Raw genomic sequence first — 20072 nt, 5'->3', positions numbered from 1 at the left:
TCAACTTTGGAGTAGCCCTGCCTACGTCTTTTTGGTTAAGCAGGGTCAATTGCCGCGCAACATCAGAGACCCCTAAAATGCCTACTCGATGAGTGGGGTTATGTGGGGGTTGATTTTGACTGAGATTATTCCGGTAGCCTTCTCGGCTCGCTGGAGCATGCCTGTGTGCTTCGTTCAAAAGCAGCAAGTGAAGCGGATATCAGGCCCCGCGGACGCCATCCGGCATATGCGGGACTGCTTCATGGACAAATCCGGGCCGTCTTACTCGCGAGCGATTGATATATGTCTGGCCGCCCTTCGCCGGGAAACGGACCCCGATATAGCAAGGGTCTTCTTCCTCGCAGCCTATGAGGACCAACTGGCCAGGGCTCAAAAAGGTCACTAGGACATTCCTCTTGTAGCCGCGTGGACGTCATGGATCGGTAGCAGGCGAACTCGTCCTCGAACGCGCTTCATCACCGGTTCGGCGTTAATGATCGGCGACGTCTATCTCACCTGGCATGAAAAGCGCGACGATCGCTCCTCGCGCTTTTCTTCAAGGTACTATGACGGTTCAGGCCGCGAGCTTGGCGGCCAGCCTGGCGACATGCGCGCCCTGATATTTCGCGCCTTCCAGCTCGATTTCCGAAGGCTGGCGGGAGCCGTCCCCGTTGGTGATGGTCGAGGCACCGTAGGGAGAGCCGCCCTTCACCTCTTCGGTGCCCATCTGGCCGGCAAAGGCGTAAGGCAGGCCGGCGACCGCCATGCCCTGATGGAGGAACGTCGGGATGAAGCCGAGGATGGTCGATTCCTGGCCGCCATGCTGGGTGGCGGACGACGTGAAGACCGAGCCGAGCTTGCCGACCAGCTTGCCCTGCGCCCACAGGCCGCCGGTCTGGTCCCAGAAGTTGCGCATCTGCGAGGCGACAGTGCCGAAGCGCGTACCGGCACCGACGATGATCGCGTCATAGTCTGCAAGCTCATCGACGGTGGCGATCGGGGCTCCCTGATCAAGCTTGTAGTATGAGGCCTTTGCGACCTCTTCCGGAACCAGTTCGGGAACGCGCTTGACCGTCACGTCGGCGCCTGCCGACTTCGCGCCTTCCGCGACTGCATAGGCCATCTTCTCGATATGGCCATAGGCGGAATAATAAAGGACGAGAACCTTCGCCATGATCTTCTCCAATTTGTCTTTCGGTCTGAACAGGGCCGTATCTCGGCCGTAACCGGACCGACATGTAACGCGTTCCCTCGGCCGGGACAGCCCCTGCCCGGTCAACGCACCGTTCAGCATCCGGAGACGACTTTTCGCTTGCCGATCACAAATCCGTAACGAACGTCGTTTCTGCATCCGTCACAACGAAAATCGCTTCTGCCTCGAAAAAATTGGGCTTAGGAGTGTTCGCCCCATGGAGGAATATTCATGCCTGAAGCGTCGCAATCCCCTTCGATCATCACCGCCGCCATGCTTGCCATCGGCGACGAACTCCTGTCCGGCCGCACCAAGGACAAGAATATCGGCCATCTCGCCGATCTGCTGACGCTCTCCGGCATCGATCTCAAGGAAGTGCGCATCGTTGCCGACGAGGAGGATGCCATCGTCGAGGCGTTGAACGCCCTGCGCTTGCGCTACGACTACGTCTTCACCTCCGGCGGCATCGGCCCGACCCATGACGACATCACCGCGGATGCGGTCTCGAAAGCTTTCGGTGTGCCCTGCATCTACGATCCCGATGCGATGAAACTGCTTGCCGACATGTACAAGCGCCGCGAGATGGAATTCACCGATGCCCGGCAGCGCATGGCCCGCATGCCGGAGGGTGCCAGGCACATCCCGAACCCGGTTTCGACGGCGCCCGGTTTCATCATCGGCAATGTCCATGTGATGGCCGGCGTGCCGCAGGTTTTCCAGGCCATGGTCGACAATGTCCTGCCGACCCTCCGCTTAGGCGCGAAGATGCTGTCGCGGGCGCTCCCCTGCCCCTATGGCGAGGGCGATATCGGCACGCTGCTTGCCGAGGTCCAGAAGGCGCATCCGCAGACCAGCATCGGCTCCTATCCGAAATATGACGGGCAGCGGTTTTCGACCGAGATCGTCGTGCGCGCCCGCGACCCGCAGATCCTAGATGCAGCAGCTGAGGCTGTTGCGGAAATGATCGCCGGCATCGACCGGGCGAAGACCCCGACCAATCCCACCGCGGACGCGTGAGCCCGTTTGTCGCGCTATGGTTCTTCTTGACCAGTGTCAAAGTGCGACCCACGTTATTGTCTGAGACTGGCAGTCAGTTTCAGCGCCGTCAGGAGACATCGCCATGGCCTACAAAACCATTCTTGCCGTTCTCGATACCCCGCAAAATGCCACTCAGATCACCGATTTCGGTATCGCGCTTGCCGAACAGTTCTCCGCCCATCTGGTCGGCGTCCATGCCGAAACACTGGCCGCGGTGCCGCTCATCGCGCCGATGGAAATTCCCGATCCCGCCGCCGTGCAGGTGCTGCAGGAAGTGGCGCAGAAGGAAACCGCCGAGGTCGAACGCATCTTCAGGGAGCGGACCGCCAAAGAAGGGCTGTCGACGGAATGCCGCAGCTTCATCTCCTCGGCCGGCTACGGCTCCGTCTCGGTCATGGAAACCGTGCGCAGTTCCGACCTGATCGTCGCCAGCCAGAGCGACCCCGCGCACGCCGACCACCGCGCCGACCTCGAGACCTTTCTCTTCGAAAGCGGACGACCGATGCTGCTCGTCCCCTATACGATGAAGACGCCGCAGCCGATCAGGCGCGTGCTGGTCGCCTGGAACGGATCGCGCGAGGCGACGCGCGCCACCTTCGATTCGCTGCCCTTCCTGAAGGCTGCGGAAGCGGTCGAAATCCTTCTGATCGACCCGCCGGAACGCAATGACCAGACGCCGGAACTGGCCGGAACGGAAATTGCCGCGACGCTTGCCCGGCATGGCGTCAAGGTGACGCTGACGACGCAGGAGACCAGCGGCGGGCTTCCCGCGGCGGCGGCGATCGAAAACCGGCTTGCCGACAACAGCATCGATCTCCTCGTCATGGGCGGCTACGGTCACTCGCGCTGGTGGGAGATGCTGTTCGGCGGCGTCACCCGCAGCCTGCTTGATTCGATGACGGCGCTGACGCTGCTTTCGCGCTGACCCATCGCGCAACCAGCCGGCCTCTGGACCACGGGGCCGGCGTCCGCATACATACATTGCGAAAATGCACAGCAAATGTCAGCAGGCCTGGCCCGCGATGGCAGGTTTGCGGCCATGCACGAACCCGCTTTACGGGAGTGTCGCCTGGTGCTGAGGTGGCGTCGTATTCATAGCCTTTGAGCAAGCCGAGGCTGCAATCCGACCATGGACTTCCCTTCAACGAGAGGAACTTGTCATCGCTCCCCCCTCGATTGAGGTCGCTCGACCGGACCATCCGCTTGAGTTCCTAAAAGCCATCAGTCTGCTATGCCAGAGGCCACATCCGGAATGCGCCAAACAGCAGCCGTTGGACGCACGGCGCACTTTCACGTGGGGGCCGCTAATGGCCCCGAAAGTCATGATTGCTCTCGGGATTTCAGAATAAGCTAGTTCCCCAATGGGAAAGAGGGCGTGCAAAATTCAGCAGTTGCACGAAATAAAACTGCGAGGCCTTTTGGGGAAAACTGGTACAGGTCGAGGCTATTCCTTTCAGTGTACACGGCCTATGACATTCTCTATCAGTTTTCGCGAACGCATCGCCCTCTATGCCCTTCTGACCGCCCTGACCTCCGTCAGCATCGACGCGCTCTTGCCCGGGTTACGCCAGATCGGCGAAGAGCTTGGTGTCGCACCTCCGCTATCCACGCAGCACGTCATATCGCTCTTCATATTCGGTATGGCGTTCGGTGAACTGCTGTTGGGGCCATTGTCCGATGCGATGGGGCGCAAGAAAGCGCTCGTGCTCGGCCTCGGAGTTTATGCGGTCGGAACTATGACTGCCATGCTGGCGGGATCGCTCGAAATGGTGATCTTGGGCCGGTTCCTTCAAGGTGTGGGCGTGTCCGGCCCGAAGATCGCAACGCGCGCCATGATCCGCGATCAGTTCGAGGGCGATGCGATGGCTCGCGTCATGTCCTTGATGTTCACGCTCTTCATTCTCGTGCCGATGCTGGCCCCCGCCTTGGCACAGGGTGTAATCTCTCTCGCTGGGTGGCGCAGCGTCTTCGGCATCTATCTCGTGATAGCGGGGCTGCTCGGCCTCTGGCTGGTGATGCGACAACCGGAAACATTGCCCGCCGAAAAACGGATAGCTTTCCGTCCGAAATTGCTGCTCCGGAACGGCCGACGCATCCTATCGAAGCGCCGTGTGGCCTTGCTGATCATTGCGACCGGCATCGTGTTCGGGGCGCAACTCCTCTATCTCAGCACGGCGGCCGATTTGTTTTTTGACGCCTATGGAATCAAGGAAACCTTCCCCTTCTATTTTGCAGTATTGGCCACAGGAATAGGACTTGCTTCATTTCTCAATGCAAGGCTCGTGCAGCGTTTCGGGATGGATGCCATGGCGCGTGCCGCCTTCATGGGACTGGCATCGGTCGGTTTTCTGATGCTGCTGGCATCTATGCTTTGGGACGGTCGCCTGCCTCTTGTCGCTCTGATGGGGTTCGCGTTCTCGGCCTTCTTTGCCATCGGGATCCTGTTCGGCAATCTCAATGCCATGGCAATGCGCTCCCTCGGCCAGGTTGCGGGCTTGGGCGCATCGCTGATCGCGTCGGGATCGAGCTTAATCGCCACCGTGTATGCCGTCGGCATAGGAAACTTCTACGACGGCACGACCGTAAATTTGGCAGCAGGCTTCTTTATCTCGGGCGTCAGTTCGCTCATTCTGGCGGAACTGGCGATACGGAGTGACACCTCGCCAGTCGAAGCGGTTCGATAATCAGAAGCAAAACACGACGGAGCGCACCACGCCGAATGACGATCTAGTCGGGGCTGTCGTTCGATCTCGTTTGATGCTCGCGGCGTCTGTCCAGTTCGCTCGCCTGTTCGCGGGTTATCCCGAGGTCGTCAAGCAGACGGTCGTCGAGTCTGGATAGCGGCCGATTTCCTTGCGCGCTGCGCCGCCCGCAAAGCTTGCGCCCGAGCGCCGCCAAAGCGGTTCTGAACAGGCCACCGTTCACGGAAGCATCGCCCAAATTCCGTCGAAGGCATATCCGATCGCCAGCGAGCCGATCGCAGCAAGCGTCACGAACCGGCAGAGCTGCATCCTGCCGATGGCGCGTTTGCGGCTTCGGGGGCCGGGTGGTGCGTGAGACGAATTCCTCCTTGCAGCAACCGCACAATATCTCAGGAGGCTGGCCAAAGTCAGGCCACCACATGGGGTCATTGCCCCATGAGAGCAGAACAAATCGATACCTCGCGCTGGGGCGCCGGGCGGAGTGGCGTACCTACTCGGCCCAATTGACAGAAACGAGCGGACGTACAGCCAATTCTAGGATTTTTTTCAACGGTATCCGCCATTAGCGGTTAATCGCAAACACTTCGATCATGACCGAAGCTTGACTCCCTGGAAGCTGCAATAAGGGCCAATCACCATTGGAGCCCACGTCATGACATCTCTACCTACATCCAACACCGCACCATTTTTCGGCTGGTACGTGGTCGCTGCGACCTTCGTTCTGGCAATATTCGGCTGGGGCGTCGGTTTTTATGGGCCACCTATTTATCTGCAGATGGTGGTCCAGCGAACCGGATGGTCCGTCGCACTCGTCTCCACCGCCGTAACGCTGCATTTTCTAATCGGCGCGGCAGTCGTTGCAAACCTTCCTCGACTTTATCGGTTTACGGGCGTTCCGGTTCTAACCGTCACTGGAGCGGTCCTTCTCGCCCTCGGTGTCGTCGGTTGGTCCGTAGCCGATCAGCCGTGGCACCTATTTGCAGCCGCTCTCCTGAGCGGAACGGGCTGGGTTGCGATGGGCGCTGCGGCGGTGAACGCCATTATCGCTCCCTGGTTTGTCCGCAGCCGTCCGGCAGCACTATCCATGGCATACAATGGAGCGAGTGTGGGTGGCATAATTTTCTCACCCTTGTGGGTCATGCTCATTGCTTCGAGCGGGTTTGCACAGGCAGCCATCATCGTTGGTATCTCTATGGTCACCGTCGTGGCCGCCTTGTCTATTCTGGCGTTTTCCAAATCTCCTGATGTCCTGGGTCAATCTCCGGACGGAGCACAGTCAGATCAAGTGGTGCCAAGGACGGCTCCGTCGCTCGCTACGCCCGTGCCAGGCGGTTCGCTGTGGCGCGACCGCCGCTTCATAACGCTGGCAGCGGGTATGGCTGCCGGGCTGTTTGCGCAGATCGGCCTGCTGGCTCATCTGTTTTCGATCATGGTTCCGGTCTTCGGATCACAGGCAGCGGGCCTGCTGATGGGAGGTGCTACCGTTTCGGCAATCGTCGGGCGCACCGGCATCGGTTGGCTGATGCCGCCTTCGGCGGACCGCCGTCTGATCGCGTCCGCAAGCTATGGCGTTCAGATCATCGGCTCCCTGATGTTTTTGGTGACGGGTGGCGATAACGCAGCTGCGATGGTTGTCGGTGTCCTGCTTTTCGGCCTCGGCATTGGCAACGCGACGTCGCTCCCGCCTCTGATCGCACAGGTGGAATTCGACAAAGCCGATGTCTTCCGCGTGGTGCCGCTGATCGTAGCTCTGAGCCAAGCGACCTATGCCCTCGCACCCGCGCTGTTCGGCATCGCAAGGACCGTCTCTGACCTCGCCGTTTTTACACTGGCGGCGGCGATCCAGTTTCTTGCGGTGATAGCGTTCCTGTGCGGACGGCATAAATGACTGGTTTGGGCCGACTGCCGTCCTGGCAGGATCGCGCCAGGAGCCGTCATTGCGGCAGTGACAGAACGCTGTGTTTTGCGAACTCACGAAATTGGCTGCAATCCGAGGACGGCCCTTGAGACTACGACGGGACAAGATCATGCTCGACTTCGATCCGCTGTATTCCACGTCGAAGATCGAGTCGATCGACGCGTTTATCAACGAGCATTATTCCCTCGGAGGACCGGTTTCTGCAGATTACTTCAACACGGGTTGAACGATGTTTATCTCTCTACCGTAAGCGGTCGCGAGCGTTATGTTTTCCGACTTTCACACCACCGCGCGCGGGCCAGCGGACGTCAAAAGTGAGACGGCATTCCTCAACCATCTTTCGGAGACCGGGGTTCCGGTCGCTGCGCCTCTGCCCACCCGCGACGGCACTTTCTTCCTGCAGGAGTCCGTGCCGGAGCTCGATTGCGAGCTTTCTGTACTGACGGCGACGCGGCGAAGGTCGTCGCGGGCATCGAAGCGGGCTTCGCAATCGGCATTGTCGCCTCGCTGCTCGGCGTGGCGAGAGGCGAGTTGCTCATCCCGACCCTCATGCTGCTGTTCAGCGCTGATATCAAACTGGCGAGTCTTTCACTGGCGGTGAGCCTGCCCACCATGCTGATAGGGCTCGCGCGATATAGCCAGCACCAGAGTTTTTTCGACCATCCGCCGCAATGGCAGGTTTGTACTGTTCATGACGGAAGGCTCGACTGTCGGCGCGTTCCTCGGTGGCCAGCTCCTCAGGATGGTTCCGAGCTTTGTGCCCCTGCTGCTCTCGACGGTCAATGTCTGGCGGCGTCAAGAAACGAGACGCTACGCTCTCTGTGTGGAGCTTATGTGCCGGACTTGCGGCCGGTGGCCGCTGACCATCAAGCCCGAGCCAATTAGTGGGTACCGGCTGATTTCGTTGAAGATCAAGAGGGCGGTCGCGGGGTATGATAAATTCTAGCCGACAATAGGTTCTAAGCCCCCCCGTCGGTCCCGCTGCCCGCGTCGATTGCCGCTAGGATTGCTGTCTGCACGGCCTTGTCCTGCGCCGCCACGGCGGCCGTCAATTTCAACAGGCGATGTCGGGTCTGGTAGAGCTGATCGACCAGAGACAGCAAAACCGGCAGTGCCTCCGCGCCGATCTCCAGTTCATAATGCAAAGTACAGATCAGGCGGATACGTGCGCATTCCATCTCCGAAAAGACCGGAGTACCATCCTCATCCTGTGGCGAGATCAGCGCGTCGCGGATCCAGGCGTCGAGATCGCTTCGCTGAAGCGCATCTATCTGCTCGACAATTTCGTCTACGCGGATCATTTCAGCATCTCCTTGCGCGGCTCGTCCGCGGTCTTCGGCTGCCAGGTCTCTAGGAACGCAGCCAATTCTGGCTCTTCGTCGGCGGGCAGAACGACTTTCAAGGTGATCAACTGGTGCCCGCGCTTGCCGGTCTTGCGGTCGAAGACTCCCTTGTCGCGCAGTCGCAGCGTCTGGCCGGTGTTTGCGCCTTTCGGAATCGTCATTGCGACCGGGCCACTGATCGTCGGCACGTTAATGCGCGCGCCCAGTACGGCTTCCTTCAGCGTGATTGGCACCTCCACATGGATATTGTCGTCCTTGCGGTGGAAAAATGCATGCGGCTCGACATGCAGCTCGACAAAAGCGTCACCTGCCGGCCCGCCGCCGAAGCCGGGCATGCCCTGGCCTTTCAACCGCAACATCTGCCGGTCTTCCGCCCCCTCCGGAATCGACACATTCAGCGTCTTGCCCTCGGGCAATGTAATGGTGCGAATGGCCCCATTGGCGGCATCCATGAAGCTGACAGGCAGTACATAGCTCACATCCTGCCCCCGCGCCCGGAACGGGCCTTGCGACCGTCGCGTCCCGGCCCCGGCACCAAACGCGCGAGTCAGGAAATCCTCCAGATCCTCGTTGCTGGCGAAGCCATCCTGTGCAGCGTGCGAGGCGTAAGCAGGTCCATCGGCAAAATCTCGGTAGTACCGCTGCTGGGGCTTCTCCGCGCCGCTGGCGTCGATCTCGCCCGCATCGAACCGCCGACGCTTTTCCTTGTCTTTCAACAGGTCGTTTGCCGCCGAGATGGCCTTGAACCGCGCCTCGGCCGTCCTGTCATCCGGATTCAGGTCAGGGTGATATTTACGCGCCAGCTTCTTGAACGCGTCCTTTATCTCCTTGTCGGTCGCGGTGCGGGCCACGCCGAGGATCTCATAAGGGTCGGTCATGCTTTGATCCCATCTCATGCGCATCTTGATCGGCGAAAGGACCTATCAGGGGCCGAATTGCCCGATTGGCTCGCCTGAATCCTGTCCTTCGAAACCTATTCAGAGCGGCGGCGAGACGCAATGGACACGGCAATCATCTGCGCTTCACCTCGCCAGGCGAGGCCGGCTGCGCCCTATCGCTCGATCATCGTTTTGCCGCCCTGGAAATGCAACTAGAAGAGCGCCTTCACAAAGCCGGCTGGTCTGAGGAAGGGAAAATCCCATCTTCTGCGGCGGCAGGAATGATTTCATCGGTGGCGCGGTGGCCGACGCTCAAGGCCCGCTCTGGCCGATCTGCCCGTGAGCTTGAGCCCATTGCGCAGGCCGCAACCATTGCTGCGGCGGTTCTCAACTCCGTATCAAGAGGGTTTTCCACACACCGCATTGCAGCTTGAGAGTATCCGAAGCACATCCAGTAGGGACGTATCGATCTGCGTCTGCGCGAGGATGGTCCCAGTTCCGAAACGTCTTGCCGCTGCGGATTTCCACGGGGAAGCGGCAAAAAGCGGCGAATCCGCCGGGTCACGGCAGCGACAAAACGAACATCAGTGGTCAGCTCCCGCTGGAGCGCGCGAAAGCTCGTCGGTTTCCAGGCGACCGTCGCGCAGCCGGTAAATATGGTCGAAGCGGTCGAGGATCATCTCGTCGTGCGTGACGACGATAATAGCCGCGCTCTGGTCGATCGCGATCCGCCGTAACAAATCCATCACGATGCGGGCGCGGGCGGAATCAAGCGGCGCGGTCGGTTCGTCGGCGAGGATGATGCGCGGCCGATTGGCGAGCGCGCGAGCAATGGCCACCCGTTGGGCTTCACCGCCGGACAGTTGCGCGGGCATTGCGTGCTTGCGATGGCCGACCTCAAGATAATCAAGCAATTCAACAGCATGCTTATGGGCAGCCGCGGCGCCTAGTCCCGCAAGGTGAAGCACCACGGCGACATTGTCGGTGGCGTCGAGGAACGGCAGCAGATTGGGATACTGGAAAATGAAGCCGATCTTGTCGAGCCGCAGCCGGCGCAGGTCTGCCTTGAGCCAATGGTCATCATAGACGGCTTCGCCGTCGAGCGTGAGCCGGCCGCCGCTTGGCTCCAGAATGCAGGCCATGCAGTTTAGCAGCGTGGTCTTGCCCGAACCGCTCGGCCCCATGAGACCAACGACCTGGCCGGAAGGGACCTCGATGTTGATATCGATCAGCGCGTCGACCCGCGCACTCCCTGCGCCGAAATGCTTGGAGAGATGTTCGACACTTACGACCGCTTGTCTGCCTGGTTCGGTCATGATCTTACCCTGCCGCCGAGAGTGCTTCCGCCGGGTCCACCTTGAGCGCGAGCCGGATGCCCAGGGTGCTCGCGGCAAGGCAGACCACGATCGTGATCGCGAACACGGCCATAACGCTCTCTGGATCGAATACCAGCCGCCGCGGAAAAAAGGGCCTGAAAATAAAGACAAGCGCGAGCCCGGCGACGTAGCCGGTGATTCCCAACGAAAGGGATTGCTGAACGATAAGGCCGACGATGGTGCGATCAGGCGCTCCGACAAATTTGAGTGTGGCGATCGAGCGCACCTTGTCCATAGTCATCGTATAAATGATCAGCGCGATGATGACGGCCGACACGATGATCAGCAGAACCATGATCAGAAGCTGCTGCTTACGCGCCTTTTCGATCACGAACTTGCTCAGCAAAGTCTCCTGCTGGACCTGCGTGAGAGCCGTCAGGTGCTTCCACCGCGAGAGCGCCGCCGCTGTCTCGGCGACCGGAACATAGGGTGACACCTTGGCTATGACAGCGTTGATCTGGTCGTTGGTCTCCATGGATCCCCCGCGCGCCTGCTCGCGCCGCGAAGCCGGAGGTGCCAATTCGAACTGGAGCGCTTGTGCGTCACGCAGAGTAACGTAGGCGACGGGATCGCCGGAAGAAGTGACTTCGTTGCGCATCAGTCCGACAACGGAGAATTTGTGATCACGGGTCCCCAGCATGACTTCTTGGCCCAGCTCAAGACCGGCGGAACGGTCGACGATCATTTCATAGTGGCCGCGCAAGATGTCGCGGCCAGCCGAGAGCTGGCGCGGTCCGCCGGGCCTGCCTGGCTCGAAGCCGATGAGAAACAGGCGGTGCGGTGCACCGTTCAGCTCAGTCTGGACCGATTGATATGTGACAGACCCGGCGCGCTGCACACCGTAGACCCGGCTCACCAGTTCCCTGGTGTCGCCCGGAATGCGCGACGATTCAGCGAACGGCCCATTGGTCCCGGCCTCGACCACCCAGAGATCCGCATTGGCCGCGCGGGCCTGACGCAATGCGTCATCGATCAGGCCGCCATAAACGCCGGTCATCATGATGACGATACCCAATAGCAGGCTCAATCCGAAGTTGGTCAGGACGAAACGCAGGAGATTGTGTTTAATGTCCCGGTAGGCCAAGTTCATCGACTTGCCCCTTCGGCGACCTTTGCTGCACGGCCGACGCGCAGCCCGCTGCGCAACATCTTGAGAACGAGGGCGTGCTCCGGGACACCACCGGTGACCTCAAAACGCCCGTCGAGCAGCCGGTGCCCGAGTGTCACGTTGCGCTGCTCCAGGTATCCGTCCTCGATGGTCCATACGGTCCCGTGATTGCCGCCGAGCCCGGCGATGGCCGTTTCCGGGACCAATAGCGCCTGCGGAAGGCGGACGGTCGTGATGTGAGCCTCAGCCTGTTCACCGAGATACAACTCGTCGGGCTGCGTATCGAACGTGATCTCGACCCGCCGCTCCTCGTTGACCCGGTCGCTTTCCGGCTGGATACGCGCGACGTGGCCGGCGATACGCCTGCCAGGCTGAGATCGCAGCACGATCTCAGCGGGCTCGCCGACGGTGATCTCGCCGGCCTTGCTCTCGTCGACGTAAGCGAGCGCCCACACGGTCTCTGGGTCGATCAGCGTGAACACCGACTCACCCGCGCCGAGCGCGGAGCCGAGTTCCTTGAGGCGCGTGGTCACCATGGCATCGTAGGGCGCCGTGAGGGCGTAAAAGTCCAGTATGGTTGATTGCAGTTGCTGTTGCGCCTTGGCGTCGCCAATATTGGCCTTGGCCACCAGGAGATCGCTTTGCGCCAGATTCACATCGGCCAAGGCTGCGTCCTGTGCCGCTTGTGCTGTCTGCGCCGCTTCAAGCGAGGTGGTATTGCCCTTTAGCAGCGATTGCCGGCGCTCGTTGATGCTCTTGGCATTCGCGTGGTTCACACGAGCCTTTTCGAGACTTGCCGTTGCCCTTTGAAGGTTGGCATCAGCCTGTGCGACGAGCGCGGCCGCGCGGGCAACCTGTGCATTCTGCTCGCGGTCGTCAAGGCGGGCGAGAACCGCGCCCTTGGCAACGCGATCTCCGACATCGGCGCGCAAGTCGATCACTACGCCAGACACCTTGAAGCCAATCCTTGAAGTCACCCGCGCCTCGACCGTCCCGAGACCGAAGACCTGCACGGGCACGTCTTGCTCGGTGCTCGCAACCTGAACCTCGATCGGGCGCAGGAGCATCGCCCATGCGCCGAAACCTGCGCCAATGGCTACGGCCAGCACGACAACGAACGCGTAAACACGAGCCGATCGTCGCCGTGTCCTTCCGATGGCTTGGTCCTGTGCCTTTTCGATGACTGAAGGGTTCTCCTTCATGATCGGCTTTGGAACTTCAAGCATATACGTTCCCTGCGGTGGGGGTGGAGACAGCTCATGCTATCTTTGCTGCGCCCTGGCCGCGGCATTCGCAATGATCTCGATCAAACTGCGGCTTCTGTTTGATTGGCAAGTGTGCGGAGGGGCGCATATGCCGTCGGCCTCCTGTTCAACATGCCGTTTCACTGCGACACACAAGCAACCCGTATGATGAAGGACGTGAAGGTGCTCGGGTCCGGTTGCTAGTGCTGCGAGGCCACGGAGGCGATGATGAAGGACACCGCAGTCAAATTCGGCGTCAACGTTAAGGTCGAGAAGGCGATTGACCATGCCGAGATCGCGAAGTTCGGCATCGCCTCGGAGCCTGGCATCGTCACAGACGGCAAGATTGTCCATACGGACCGCAGAAGGAAGACGCCCTCAAGACGTGGCTGAGGGCATGATGCTGGAATGTTCTATAGAAGCACGCCGCATCGACGCACACCGAAGCCTCACCACCACGAAACAAGCGGAAATTACGCTCGACACCGACGTGAGCGGCCGCTTGGACGCCTTCAACCCGGCCGAACTCTTCCTCGCAGCCTGCATGATCAAGGGCGTTGAACGGGTGACGCCGATGCTGAAGTTCGATTTGCGTGGCGTCGAAGTCAAGCTCCACGGCGTCCGACAGGACGGCCCGCCGAAGATGATCTCCATCGACTATGAAATCATCGTCGATACCGACGAGGAGGATCGTCGCCTCGATCTGCTGTACACCAATGTTCGCAAGTTCGGTAAGCGATCTCTTGAAACTTACGTGAGAATCCAGGTTCCCCAAGCAAGCCATTTTGGACCTGTTTCCTCTGTTTGATAGCTACCATTCCCCACCAGAAAAGTGACGTCTTCGCAGATGCTTGGCGCGATTTCGCGTTTAAAAATCATGTGACGTCCTCCAAAGCCCGGCGATGCCTGGAGCTCTATAAAAAGACGGCTGGGGACCCACTCCCAAAAGAAAATTCTTGTTGTCAATGACTCGAACGAGCTGAAAGCGGAGCCGCTTCCGGGGTGCCAAAGCACCAATCAGCACGCAGCTCCCATCATGCCAAGGTGGCAATGTCATGCAGCCGAACGGATGTCCGTCTCGGTGAAGTCGTTGCCCTTAAATAGCAACGGCTCATCGAAATCCCTGGCGAGAGCATAGGCAAAGCAGTCGCCCAAATTCAATCCAGATTTATGTCTGCCCTTCCGGCGGCGCGCAGACCTTTTCAGCTCGCCACAAGATTGGCTGGGGCCACAGAGGCGTCAGCAACTTCTTCGGTTTGCGCCGCCTTCGAACACGATACTGCAACCTCGTTCTGCCGAAATTTTTCAGTCTGGGTAGCGACCTCCCGCCGCCTGCCAAGACGTTGTTCCGCTTCGATCAATCCGTCGTGTCCGCCGACCTCACATGGGCAAGAAGCCCGTGTCCTCCACGGACGATGTCCTCTTTAATCGCGTCCTGTGCCGCTGCTGCATCCCCTGCCCTCAAAGCTGCTATGATTTTCTTGTGCGGATGTGGTTCCCAATCAGGCAATCCGCCGTCATAAAGGTGTGACAAGATCGGGCCGCAGCGCATCCACAAACCTTCCACAATATCGTAGGTAATCGGCATTCTTCCTGAGCGGCAGAGGCCGAGATGGAACTCGGTATTAAGAACGATCGCCCGCTCGAACTGCTGGAGGCGATGACACTCCGATATTTCGGCGTGGATTGCCTCCAAAGCATCGATCTCTTCTTTCGTCGCGGATTCCGCTGCCGCGGCGGCCGCCCTTCCCTCCAGATCGACACGGATACTGCGGATTTCCACAAGTTCATCAAGGCTCAGGGTCGGAACGACGACGGTGCCTCGTGCGTCCAAGGTTAGCGTCTTTTCGCTCACAAGGCGCAGCAGGGCTTCGCGCATCGGTGTGGCGCTTATCCCGAAGCGGGCAGACATCGGCCGCAATCTCAAACGTTCCCCTGGCTTCAGCTTGCCGTGCATGAGCGCATTCTTAAGGTCGGAGTAGGCCCGCTCGCTGAGGTTTTCTTTAACGATCGGACGCGCCCAATCCTCACCATCGCCGCCCTGCTCATAATTTTGCACCAGCCTTCTTGACACCCGAGATCCTTTGCGAAAAAGTGTTATAACAAATTACATATAGCACCCACTGACGGTTAGGCGAAGCCAAATTTGCTGATGAACCTGGACGAGGAGGTCCAAAGCGGGTGCAATGGGAGGAGTGACATTTGCTTGCCTTTCGTAAGACGGCGCCGGCTTTCGGTGCCGATATCGTTACAGTTCCTGAGCCGACTTTGCCAGCAGCCGGCATGGCGACCATCGAAGTCGCGGCAGCCGGCATCTGTGGCAGCGACATTCATGCCTATGAGTGGACATCCGGCTACGAGTTCATGCAGAGATTTTTGCCCCTAACACTGGGCCACGAGTTCTCTGGTATCGTGGAGGCTGTCGGAGAGGGCGTGCAAGACATCCAGGTAGGCGACCGAGTTGTCTGCTGGCCAACGATCGCCTGTGAAAAGTGCCATGCCTGCTCAGCCGGGCGCCCTCAGGATTGCAGCGATCGCCGTATCATCGGCTTTCATGTCAACGGCGGCTTTGCTGGTCGCGTGACAGTTCCCGCAATCAACTGTCGGGTGGTGCCGACCGATCTTCCATTGGACGTAGCTGCATTGGCCGAACCGCTCGCCGTTGCCGTACATGCGGTCAACACCGCCGACATCTCGGCCGGTGACCAGGTTGTCGTCCTGGGCCCGGGCCCCATCGGGCTGGGTATGGCTTTCGTTGCATCGAAACGAGGCGCCGAAGTCCTAGTCGCTGGTTTCAACGACGATGTGCGCTTGAAACATGCGCGGGACCTTGGTGTCGCGGCAACGGTAGACCTTGCACGGGAAACGCTGCGTGAAGCTGTCGAGCAACATTTCGGTCGGCCTGTGGATCGAGTTCTGGAGGCAACCGGCATCTCCACCTCTGTCGCAGAGGGGCTCGCCGTCCTTCGCTCGAGCGGCATCTTCGTCGTAGCGGGCATCCATTCTCGGCCGCTGGAACTCGATCTGACACGCTTCGTACGCGAGAAGAAGCAGCTCCGCGCGGCCCATGACACGACAAATGAGGCATTGTCGGAGGCAATCTCCCTCCTGGCTGATCATGCACAGGTTCTATCGGCCATGGCGACGCATCGGTGCCCGCTTTCAAAGGCGGCCGAAGGGTTCGAGCTCGCTCGCAGCCGGGAGGCCGTCAAGGTCCTCCTAATCCCTGACGGAGAACAGGAATGACCTCCACTATGCAAGCTGTGATTGCCAAACAGCCGGGCGGACCGGAAGTGCTGGAACTGATCAATCGCCCCTGCCCCGTTCCGGGCGACGGAGAAATGCTGGTGCGGGTTCGTGCGGCCGGCATCAATAGGCCCGACGTCATGCAGCGGCAGGGCAACTATCCTCCGCCTCCGGGAGCATCCGACGTTCTGGGACTCGAGCTTGCCGGAACGGTGGAAGCCGTCGGCCCGAATGTCCAGCGGTTCAAGCAAGGAGACCGGGTGATGGCGCTCGTTCACAGCGGCGCCTATGCCGACTGGGCCATCGTTCAGGAGGGCGCCACACTCCCGATCCCCGACTGCCTCGAGTTTATAGAGGCCGCCGCCTTTCCCGAAACGTTCTTTACGGTTTGGAGCAATGTCTTCGAACGGGCCCGGCTGGCTCCGGGTGAGACCATCCTGATCCATGGCGGCACCTCGGGGATCGGGACAACGGCGATTTCACTCGCCAAGGCTCTCGGGTCACGCGTGATCGCTACGGCGGGTTCGCACGAGAAATGCAAGGCGTGCCTCGATCTCGGCGCTGACGCCGCCATCAACTATCGCGGCGAGGACTTCGTGACGGAATGCAAAGCGCTCACCGATGGGCGTGGCCCCGACGTGATCCTCGACATGGTCGGCGGCGACTACATCGCCCGAAATCTGGAAGCAATCGCCGTCGACGGCCGGATCGCGCAGATCGCTTTCCTAGGTGGAGCAAAGGCTGAGGTCGACTTCACGCCCCTGCTGATGAAGCGCGTCACCCTCACCGGATCCACCCTTCGCGCTCGGCCGATCGAGATGAAAGCAAAGCTCGCGGACGCACTGCGCGAAAGGGTCCTGCCGCTCATCGAGGCAGGCAAGGTGAAGCCGCTGATCGATTCCGTCTTCCCCCTCGAAGACGTGCAGGAAGCACATGGCCGCATGGATGCGGGCACTCACATCGGGAAGATCGTTCTTTCCATGCAGAACGGCGAAGGCAAGGCACACAAGGGAGCAAGGGCATGAACATGGTCGCCAATCATCCGGTCCAGTCTACGGGCAGCAACATGACAGGGGCCCATCTTCTGGCGGCTGCCCTGAAACGTCATGGCGTAAAGGAGATCTTCGGGCAGAGCATTCCCTCCGCATTGTTTCTTGCGGCTCCGGACTATGGCATCCGCCAGATTGGCTATCGTACCGAGAACGCCGGCGCCGCCATGGCAGACGCTTATGCGCGGACATCCGGGAAAGTTGCAGTTGTCACCGCCCAGAACGGCCCTGCGGCCACGCTACTCGTTCCTGGCCTCGCTGAAGCCTTGAAGGCATCGATTCCCATGGTGGCGATCGTCCAGGATGTTTCGCGGCGCTTCACCGACAAGAACGCGTTTCAGGAGCTCGACCATTTTGCCTTGTTCAGCGGCGTCGCCAAATGGGTTCGTCGCGTCGCCGATCCACAGCGGATCGACGATTATGTCGACATGGCGTTCACAGCGGCCGCAAGCGGTCGCGCCGGTCCTGCGGTCCTGCTGGTGCCGCTCGATGTGCTGGACGAGCGGCCTGATCTCGACCCTGCGACGCCGCAACGTTCCGCCTCGCTTGGCACATTCCCACTCGACCGGACGGTTGCTGATCCGGAGAGGGTCTCGGCTGCAGCCGACATGATCGCCGCCGCCAAAACGCCGATCGTCATTGCTGGTGGCGGAGTTCATTCCTCCCAGGCGTGGGCGCAATTGGAAGCCGTGCAAGCGCTCGGTCTTCCAGTTGCTACCACGGTCATGGGGAAAGGCTCGGTGGCGGAATCTCATCCGCTTTCCGTCGGTGTCGTGGGCTATTTCATGGCCCCTCGGAGCCGTTCGTCACACCTGCGCTCGCTGGTCACGGAAGCCGATCTAGTGATCCTTGTCGGCAACCGGACGAACCAGAATGGGACCGACAGTTGGTCCCTTTATCCAAAGAACGCCACCTACATCCATATCGACATCGAAAGCAGCGAGGTTGGCCGAAATTACGAGGCCTTCAGGCTGGTCGGTGACGCCAAGCTCACTCTTTCAGCCCTGGAAGCCGAATTGAAGAAGCGGGATCTCTCGGCGATCACATCTAGACGCCCGACACTCGAAGCGACAATCGCCAGTGGCCGGGCAGCCCACAAGGATGACATGAAACGCCTGGTCAACATGGACGCCTCCCCGCTGAGGCCGGAACGCATCCTTGCAGACATCGACACCGTCCTAACACCCGAGACTATCACCGTAGCCGACGCGAGCTATTCGTCCATCTGGATCGCGAACTTCCTGACTGCACAAAAATCAGGGCAACGCTTCCTCACGCCGCGCGGCATCGCCGGCCTTGGTTGGGGATTGCCCTACGCTATCGGCGCGAAGACAGCGCGTCCGGATGCGCCCGTCATCTGCCTCACGGGCGACGGAGGTTTTGGGCATGTCTGGTCAGAGCTGGAAACCGCGCGACGCATGAAGCTGCCCGTCGTTGTGGTCGTGCTCAACAACCAGATTCTCGGCTACCAAAAACACGCAGAGCTCAGCCTCTTCGGCGGCTTCACCGATGTGTGTGACTTCGAAGCCGTCGATCACGCTGCGATCGCACGCGCAGTCGGCTGCGACGGCGTCCGTATCGAAAGCCCAGCAGACTTCCTGCCTGCGCTGAAGGACGCACTGGCGAGCGGCCGGACGACGGTGCTGGACGTCATCACCGATCAGCGGGCCTATCCGCCTATCACCAGCTTCGAAGGCAGGGACGCCCTGAACTACTGACACATCAGACCCATCAGCAACGACGTTTTCACGGGAGGAAACAATGAAACTGTCGTACCTACTGAAGACCACAGCTATCTCTCTGGCTTTTACTGCCTCCGCGGCAAATGCCGAGGTCAAGTTTGGCGCGCTTTATCCTTTCAGCGGGCAGCTTGCCCTGCTGGGTGAAGAGAGCGCTCGCGGCCTTGAGCTGGCTGTAGAGGAGATCAACGCCGCGGGAGGCATCCAGGGCGAGCAGATCACGTTGGTGCGGGGCGATGCGGTCGATAACAACCAGGCCATTGGTGAAGCACGACGCCTTACTTCACTGGAGGGCGTAAAGGCAATCTTCGGCACCTATTCCTCGGCTCGCTCGATCGCTGCCAGCCAGGTGACGGAGCTGGCAGGCATTCCATATTTTGAGCTCGGCGCCGTGGCCGAAGAAGTCACCGGCCGCGGTCTCAAGTACCTCTATCGCACCAACCCGACCGCCGACGACATGGCCAAGATGATCATCCAGATGGTCGTTGAAAAAGTCGGCCCCGGTATCGGCAAAGGGCCGGCTGACCTGAAGATCGGAATTATCCACGAGGATTCCAGCTACGGAACATCCGTTGCTGAACGGCAGAACGCTTATGCCAAGGAAGCCGGCCTCAACATCGTCAACACGCAGGCATACCCAGCCGCCACGGTTGACATGTCGTCGCTTGTTCTCGATCTGAAGAACCGTGAGGTCGATATCGTCCTACAGACCTCGTATCAGAATGACTCGGTGCTTTTCCTGCAGCAGGCAAACGAGGCGGGTTATAAGCCATCCGCCATCATCGGCGGCGGCGGCGGTTATTCAATGCAGCCCACTGCGGACGCGGTCGGGCATGAGGTAATCGAAGGCGTATTGGACGTCGACTTCACCCAATACAGCGTCAACACAAGTTATACTCCGGGCCTAGAAGAGTTTGTCGAAGCTTATCAGAAGAAATATGGCTCGGCGCCTCGTTCCGGGCACTCGCTGAACAACTATGTCGGTGCCAAGGTCGTCCTGGAAGCTCTCGGCAAAGCGTCCGACTTCGAGCCGGACACGATCGTAGAGGCCGTCAAGTCCATCGACATCAAAGCCGGCGTCACAGCAACCGGTTATGGCTTCAAGTTCGGTGAAGACAACCAAAACGAACGCGCCGAGATGATGGGAATGCAGTGGCAGGATGGCAAACTTGTCACCGTCTTCCCGGACTCAGCCGCCATCACGCCTATGAAACTAGGCGAGTGAGCCTTCTGACCGTGCCGGGCGGCCACCGCCCGGCA

The 20072-nt window shown here is 60.0% G+C and carries 20 protein-coding genes and 3 pseudogenes; 14 read left to right on the top strand and 9 right to left on the bottom strand.

Features of this window, described 5'->3' with window-relative positions:
* Positions 1-88: 88 nt before the first annotated feature.
* Positions 89-385, top strand: a complete 297-nt coding sequence (locus QEO92_RS33215) for a DUF982 domain-containing protein (RefSeq protein WP_081952681.1) — start codon at positions 89-91, stop codon at positions 383-385.
* A 168-nt stretch (positions 386-553) separates the two neighbouring features.
* On the opposite strand, the gene wrbA is transcribed toward QEO92_RS33215, so the two are convergent.
* A complete protein-coding gene (gene wrbA / locus QEO92_RS07670; protein ID WP_227702624.1) occupies positions 554-1153 on the bottom strand; it encodes an NAD(P)H:quinone oxidoreductase type IV in 600 nt (199 codons plus the stop codon).
* Between the two features lie 249 nt (positions 1154-1402).
* On the opposite strand from wrbA, the gene QEO92_RS07665 reads away from it, so the two are divergent.
* The 3 genes from QEO92_RS07665 to QEO92_RS07655 all read left to right on the top strand — a co-directional run bounded on the left by QEO92_RS07665 (position 1403) and on the right by QEO92_RS07655 (position 4893).
* Positions 1403-2188, top strand: coding sequence for a competence/damage-inducible protein A (locus QEO92_RS07665; RefSeq protein ID WP_037146216.1), 786 nt, complete (start codon positions 1403-1405; stop codon positions 2186-2188).
* A gap of 103 nt (positions 2189-2291) precedes the next feature.
* Entirely contained in the window at positions 2292-3134 is an 843-nt protein-coding gene (locus QEO92_RS07660; RefSeq protein WP_037146214.1) for a universal stress protein, read from the top strand.
* A gap of 436 nt (positions 3135-3570) precedes the next feature.
* Positions 3571-4893 (top strand): multidrug effflux MFS transporter, encoded by a 1323-nt coding sequence (locus QEO92_RS07655; RefSeq protein ID WP_227702623.1) that lies wholly within the window; start codon positions 3571-3573, stop codon positions 4891-4893.
* Between the two features lie 43 nt (positions 4894-4936).
* On the opposite strand, the gene QEO92_RS33210 is transcribed toward QEO92_RS07655, so the two are convergent.
* On the bottom strand, positions 4937-5134 hold the full coding sequence (locus QEO92_RS33210; protein WP_425272363.1) for a YjiS-like domain-containing protein: 198 nt from the start codon (positions 5132-5134) through the stop codon (positions 4937-4939).
* Positions 5135-5563: 429 nt separating this feature from the next.
* On the opposite strand from QEO92_RS33210, the gene QEO92_RS07650 reads away from it, so the two are divergent.
* From QEO92_RS07650 to QEO92_RS07640, 3 genes and pseudogenes are all read left to right on the top strand, one after another.
* Positions 5564-6799, top strand: coding sequence for an MFS transporter (locus tag QEO92_RS07650; RefSeq protein ID WP_227702621.1), 1236 nt, complete (start codon positions 5564-5566; stop codon positions 6797-6799).
* Positions 6800-6938: 139 nt separating this feature from the next.
* Positions 6939-7247: pseudogene (locus QEO92_RS07645) on the top strand (phosphotransferase enzyme family protein); the annotation flags it as partial.
* 35 nt (positions 7248-7282) lie between these two features.
* Positions 7283-7628, top strand: a pseudogene (locus QEO92_RS07640) (TSUP family transporter); the annotation flags it as partial.
* A 160-nt stretch (positions 7629-7788) separates the two neighbouring features.
* Here the strand turns inward: QEO92_RS07640 and QEO92_RS07635 are convergent.
* The gene (locus QEO92_RS07635) at positions 7789-8130 is read right to left on the bottom strand and encodes a chaperone modulator CbpM (RefSeq protein WP_037146208.1); all 342 of its coding nucleotides are present in this window, start codon (positions 8128-8130) and stop codon (positions 7789-7791) included.
* Positions 8127-9050: a DnaJ C-terminal domain-containing protein gene (locus QEO92_RS07630; protein WP_227702620.1), complete on the bottom strand. Its 924-nt coding sequence runs from the start codon at positions 9048-9050 to the stop codon at positions 8127-8129. The genes QEO92_RS07635 and QEO92_RS07630 overlap by 4 nt, the downstream gene beginning before the upstream one ends.
* Before the next feature lie 65 nt (positions 9051-9115).
* Between QEO92_RS07630 and QEO92_RS07625 the strand changes: the two genes are divergently transcribed.
* On the top strand, positions 9116-9484 hold the full coding sequence (locus QEO92_RS07625) for a hypothetical protein (protein WP_227702619.1): 369 nt from the start codon (positions 9116-9118) through the stop codon (positions 9482-9484).
* A 150-nt stretch (positions 9485-9634) separates the two neighbouring features.
* Here QEO92_RS07625 and QEO92_RS07620 read toward each other — a convergent pair whose 3' ends face one another.
* From QEO92_RS07620 to QEO92_RS07610, 3 genes are read right to left on the bottom strand one after another with little or no spacing between them, the layout of a single operon-like run.
* Positions 9635-10366, bottom strand: coding sequence for an ABC transporter ATP-binding protein (locus tag QEO92_RS07620; RefSeq protein ID WP_227702618.1), 732 nt, complete (start codon positions 10364-10366; stop codon positions 9635-9637).
* 4 nt (positions 10367-10370) lie between these two features.
* Positions 10371-11516, bottom strand: a complete 1146-nt coding sequence (locus tag QEO92_RS07615; protein WP_037146201.1) for an ABC transporter permease — start codon at positions 11514-11516, stop codon at positions 10371-10373.
* A complete protein-coding gene (locus QEO92_RS07610) occupies positions 11513-12760 on the bottom strand; it encodes an efflux RND transporter periplasmic adaptor subunit (RefSeq protein WP_052182629.1) in 1248 nt (415 codons plus the stop codon). The genes QEO92_RS07615 and QEO92_RS07610 overlap by 4 nt, the downstream gene beginning before the upstream one ends.
* Positions 12761-13003: 243 nt before the next feature.
* Here QEO92_RS07610 and QEO92_RS07605 point away from each other — a divergent pair, with 243 nt between their 5' ends.
* Complete coding sequence (locus QEO92_RS07605; protein WP_227702617.1) at positions 13004-13171, top strand: thioredoxin family protein; 168 nt, start codon at positions 13004-13006, stop codon at positions 13169-13171.
* Positions 13164-13586, top strand: coding sequence for an OsmC family protein (locus QEO92_RS07600; protein WP_425272361.1), 423 nt, complete (start codon positions 13164-13166; stop codon positions 13584-13586). Before QEO92_RS07605 ends, QEO92_RS07600 begins: the two co-directional genes overlap by 8 nt.
* A 245-nt stretch (positions 13587-13831) precedes the next feature.
* Here QEO92_RS07600 and QEO92_RS07595 read toward each other — a convergent pair.
* Both QEO92_RS07595 and QEO92_RS07590 read right to left on the bottom strand, forming a co-directional pair.
* Positions 13832-13960 (bottom strand): annotated as a pseudogene (locus tag QEO92_RS07595) (type II toxin-antitoxin system VapC family toxin); the annotation flags it as partial.
* A gap of 175 nt (positions 13961-14135) precedes the next feature.
* A complete protein-coding gene (locus QEO92_RS07590) occupies positions 14136-14837 on the bottom strand; it encodes a GntR family transcriptional regulator (protein WP_227702616.1) in 702 nt (233 codons plus the stop codon).
* 143 nt (positions 14838-14980) lie between these two features.
* Here QEO92_RS07590 and QEO92_RS07585 point away from each other — a divergent pair, with 143 nt between their 5' ends.
* From QEO92_RS07585 to QEO92_RS07570, 4 genes are read left to right on the top strand one after another with little or no spacing between them, the layout of a single operon-like run.
* Positions 14981-16024 carry a zinc-dependent alcohol dehydrogenase gene (locus tag QEO92_RS07585; RefSeq protein WP_037146198.1) on the top strand — a complete coding sequence of 348 codons (1044 nt, stop codon included), beginning with the start codon at positions 14981-14983 and terminating at the stop codon, positions 16022-16024.
* A complete protein-coding gene (locus QEO92_RS07580) occupies positions 16021-17049 on the top strand; it encodes an NAD(P)H-quinone oxidoreductase (RefSeq protein WP_227702615.1) in 1029 nt (342 codons plus the stop codon). Before QEO92_RS07585 ends, QEO92_RS07580 begins: the two co-directional genes overlap by 4 nt.
* Before the next feature lie 2 nt (positions 17050-17051).
* On the top strand, positions 17052-18791 hold the full coding sequence (locus QEO92_RS07575) for an acetolactate synthase catalytic subunit (RefSeq protein WP_227705111.1): 1740 nt from the start codon (positions 17052-17054) through the stop codon (positions 18789-18791).
* A 43-nt stretch (positions 18792-18834) separates the two neighbouring features.
* Positions 18835-20037 (top strand): ABC transporter substrate-binding protein, encoded by a 1203-nt coding sequence (locus QEO92_RS07570; RefSeq protein WP_037146195.1) that lies wholly within the window; start codon positions 18835-18837, stop codon positions 20035-20037.
* Positions 20038-20072: the final 35 nt, after the last annotated feature.

The sequence above is a fragment of the Neorhizobium petrolearium genome (assembly GCF_029854435.1).
Taxonomy (GTDB): Bacteria; Pseudomonadota; Alphaproteobacteria; order Rhizobiales; family Rhizobiaceae; genus Neorhizobium; species Neorhizobium petrolearium.
This window is presented reverse-complemented; position numbering and strand designations above follow the sequence as displayed.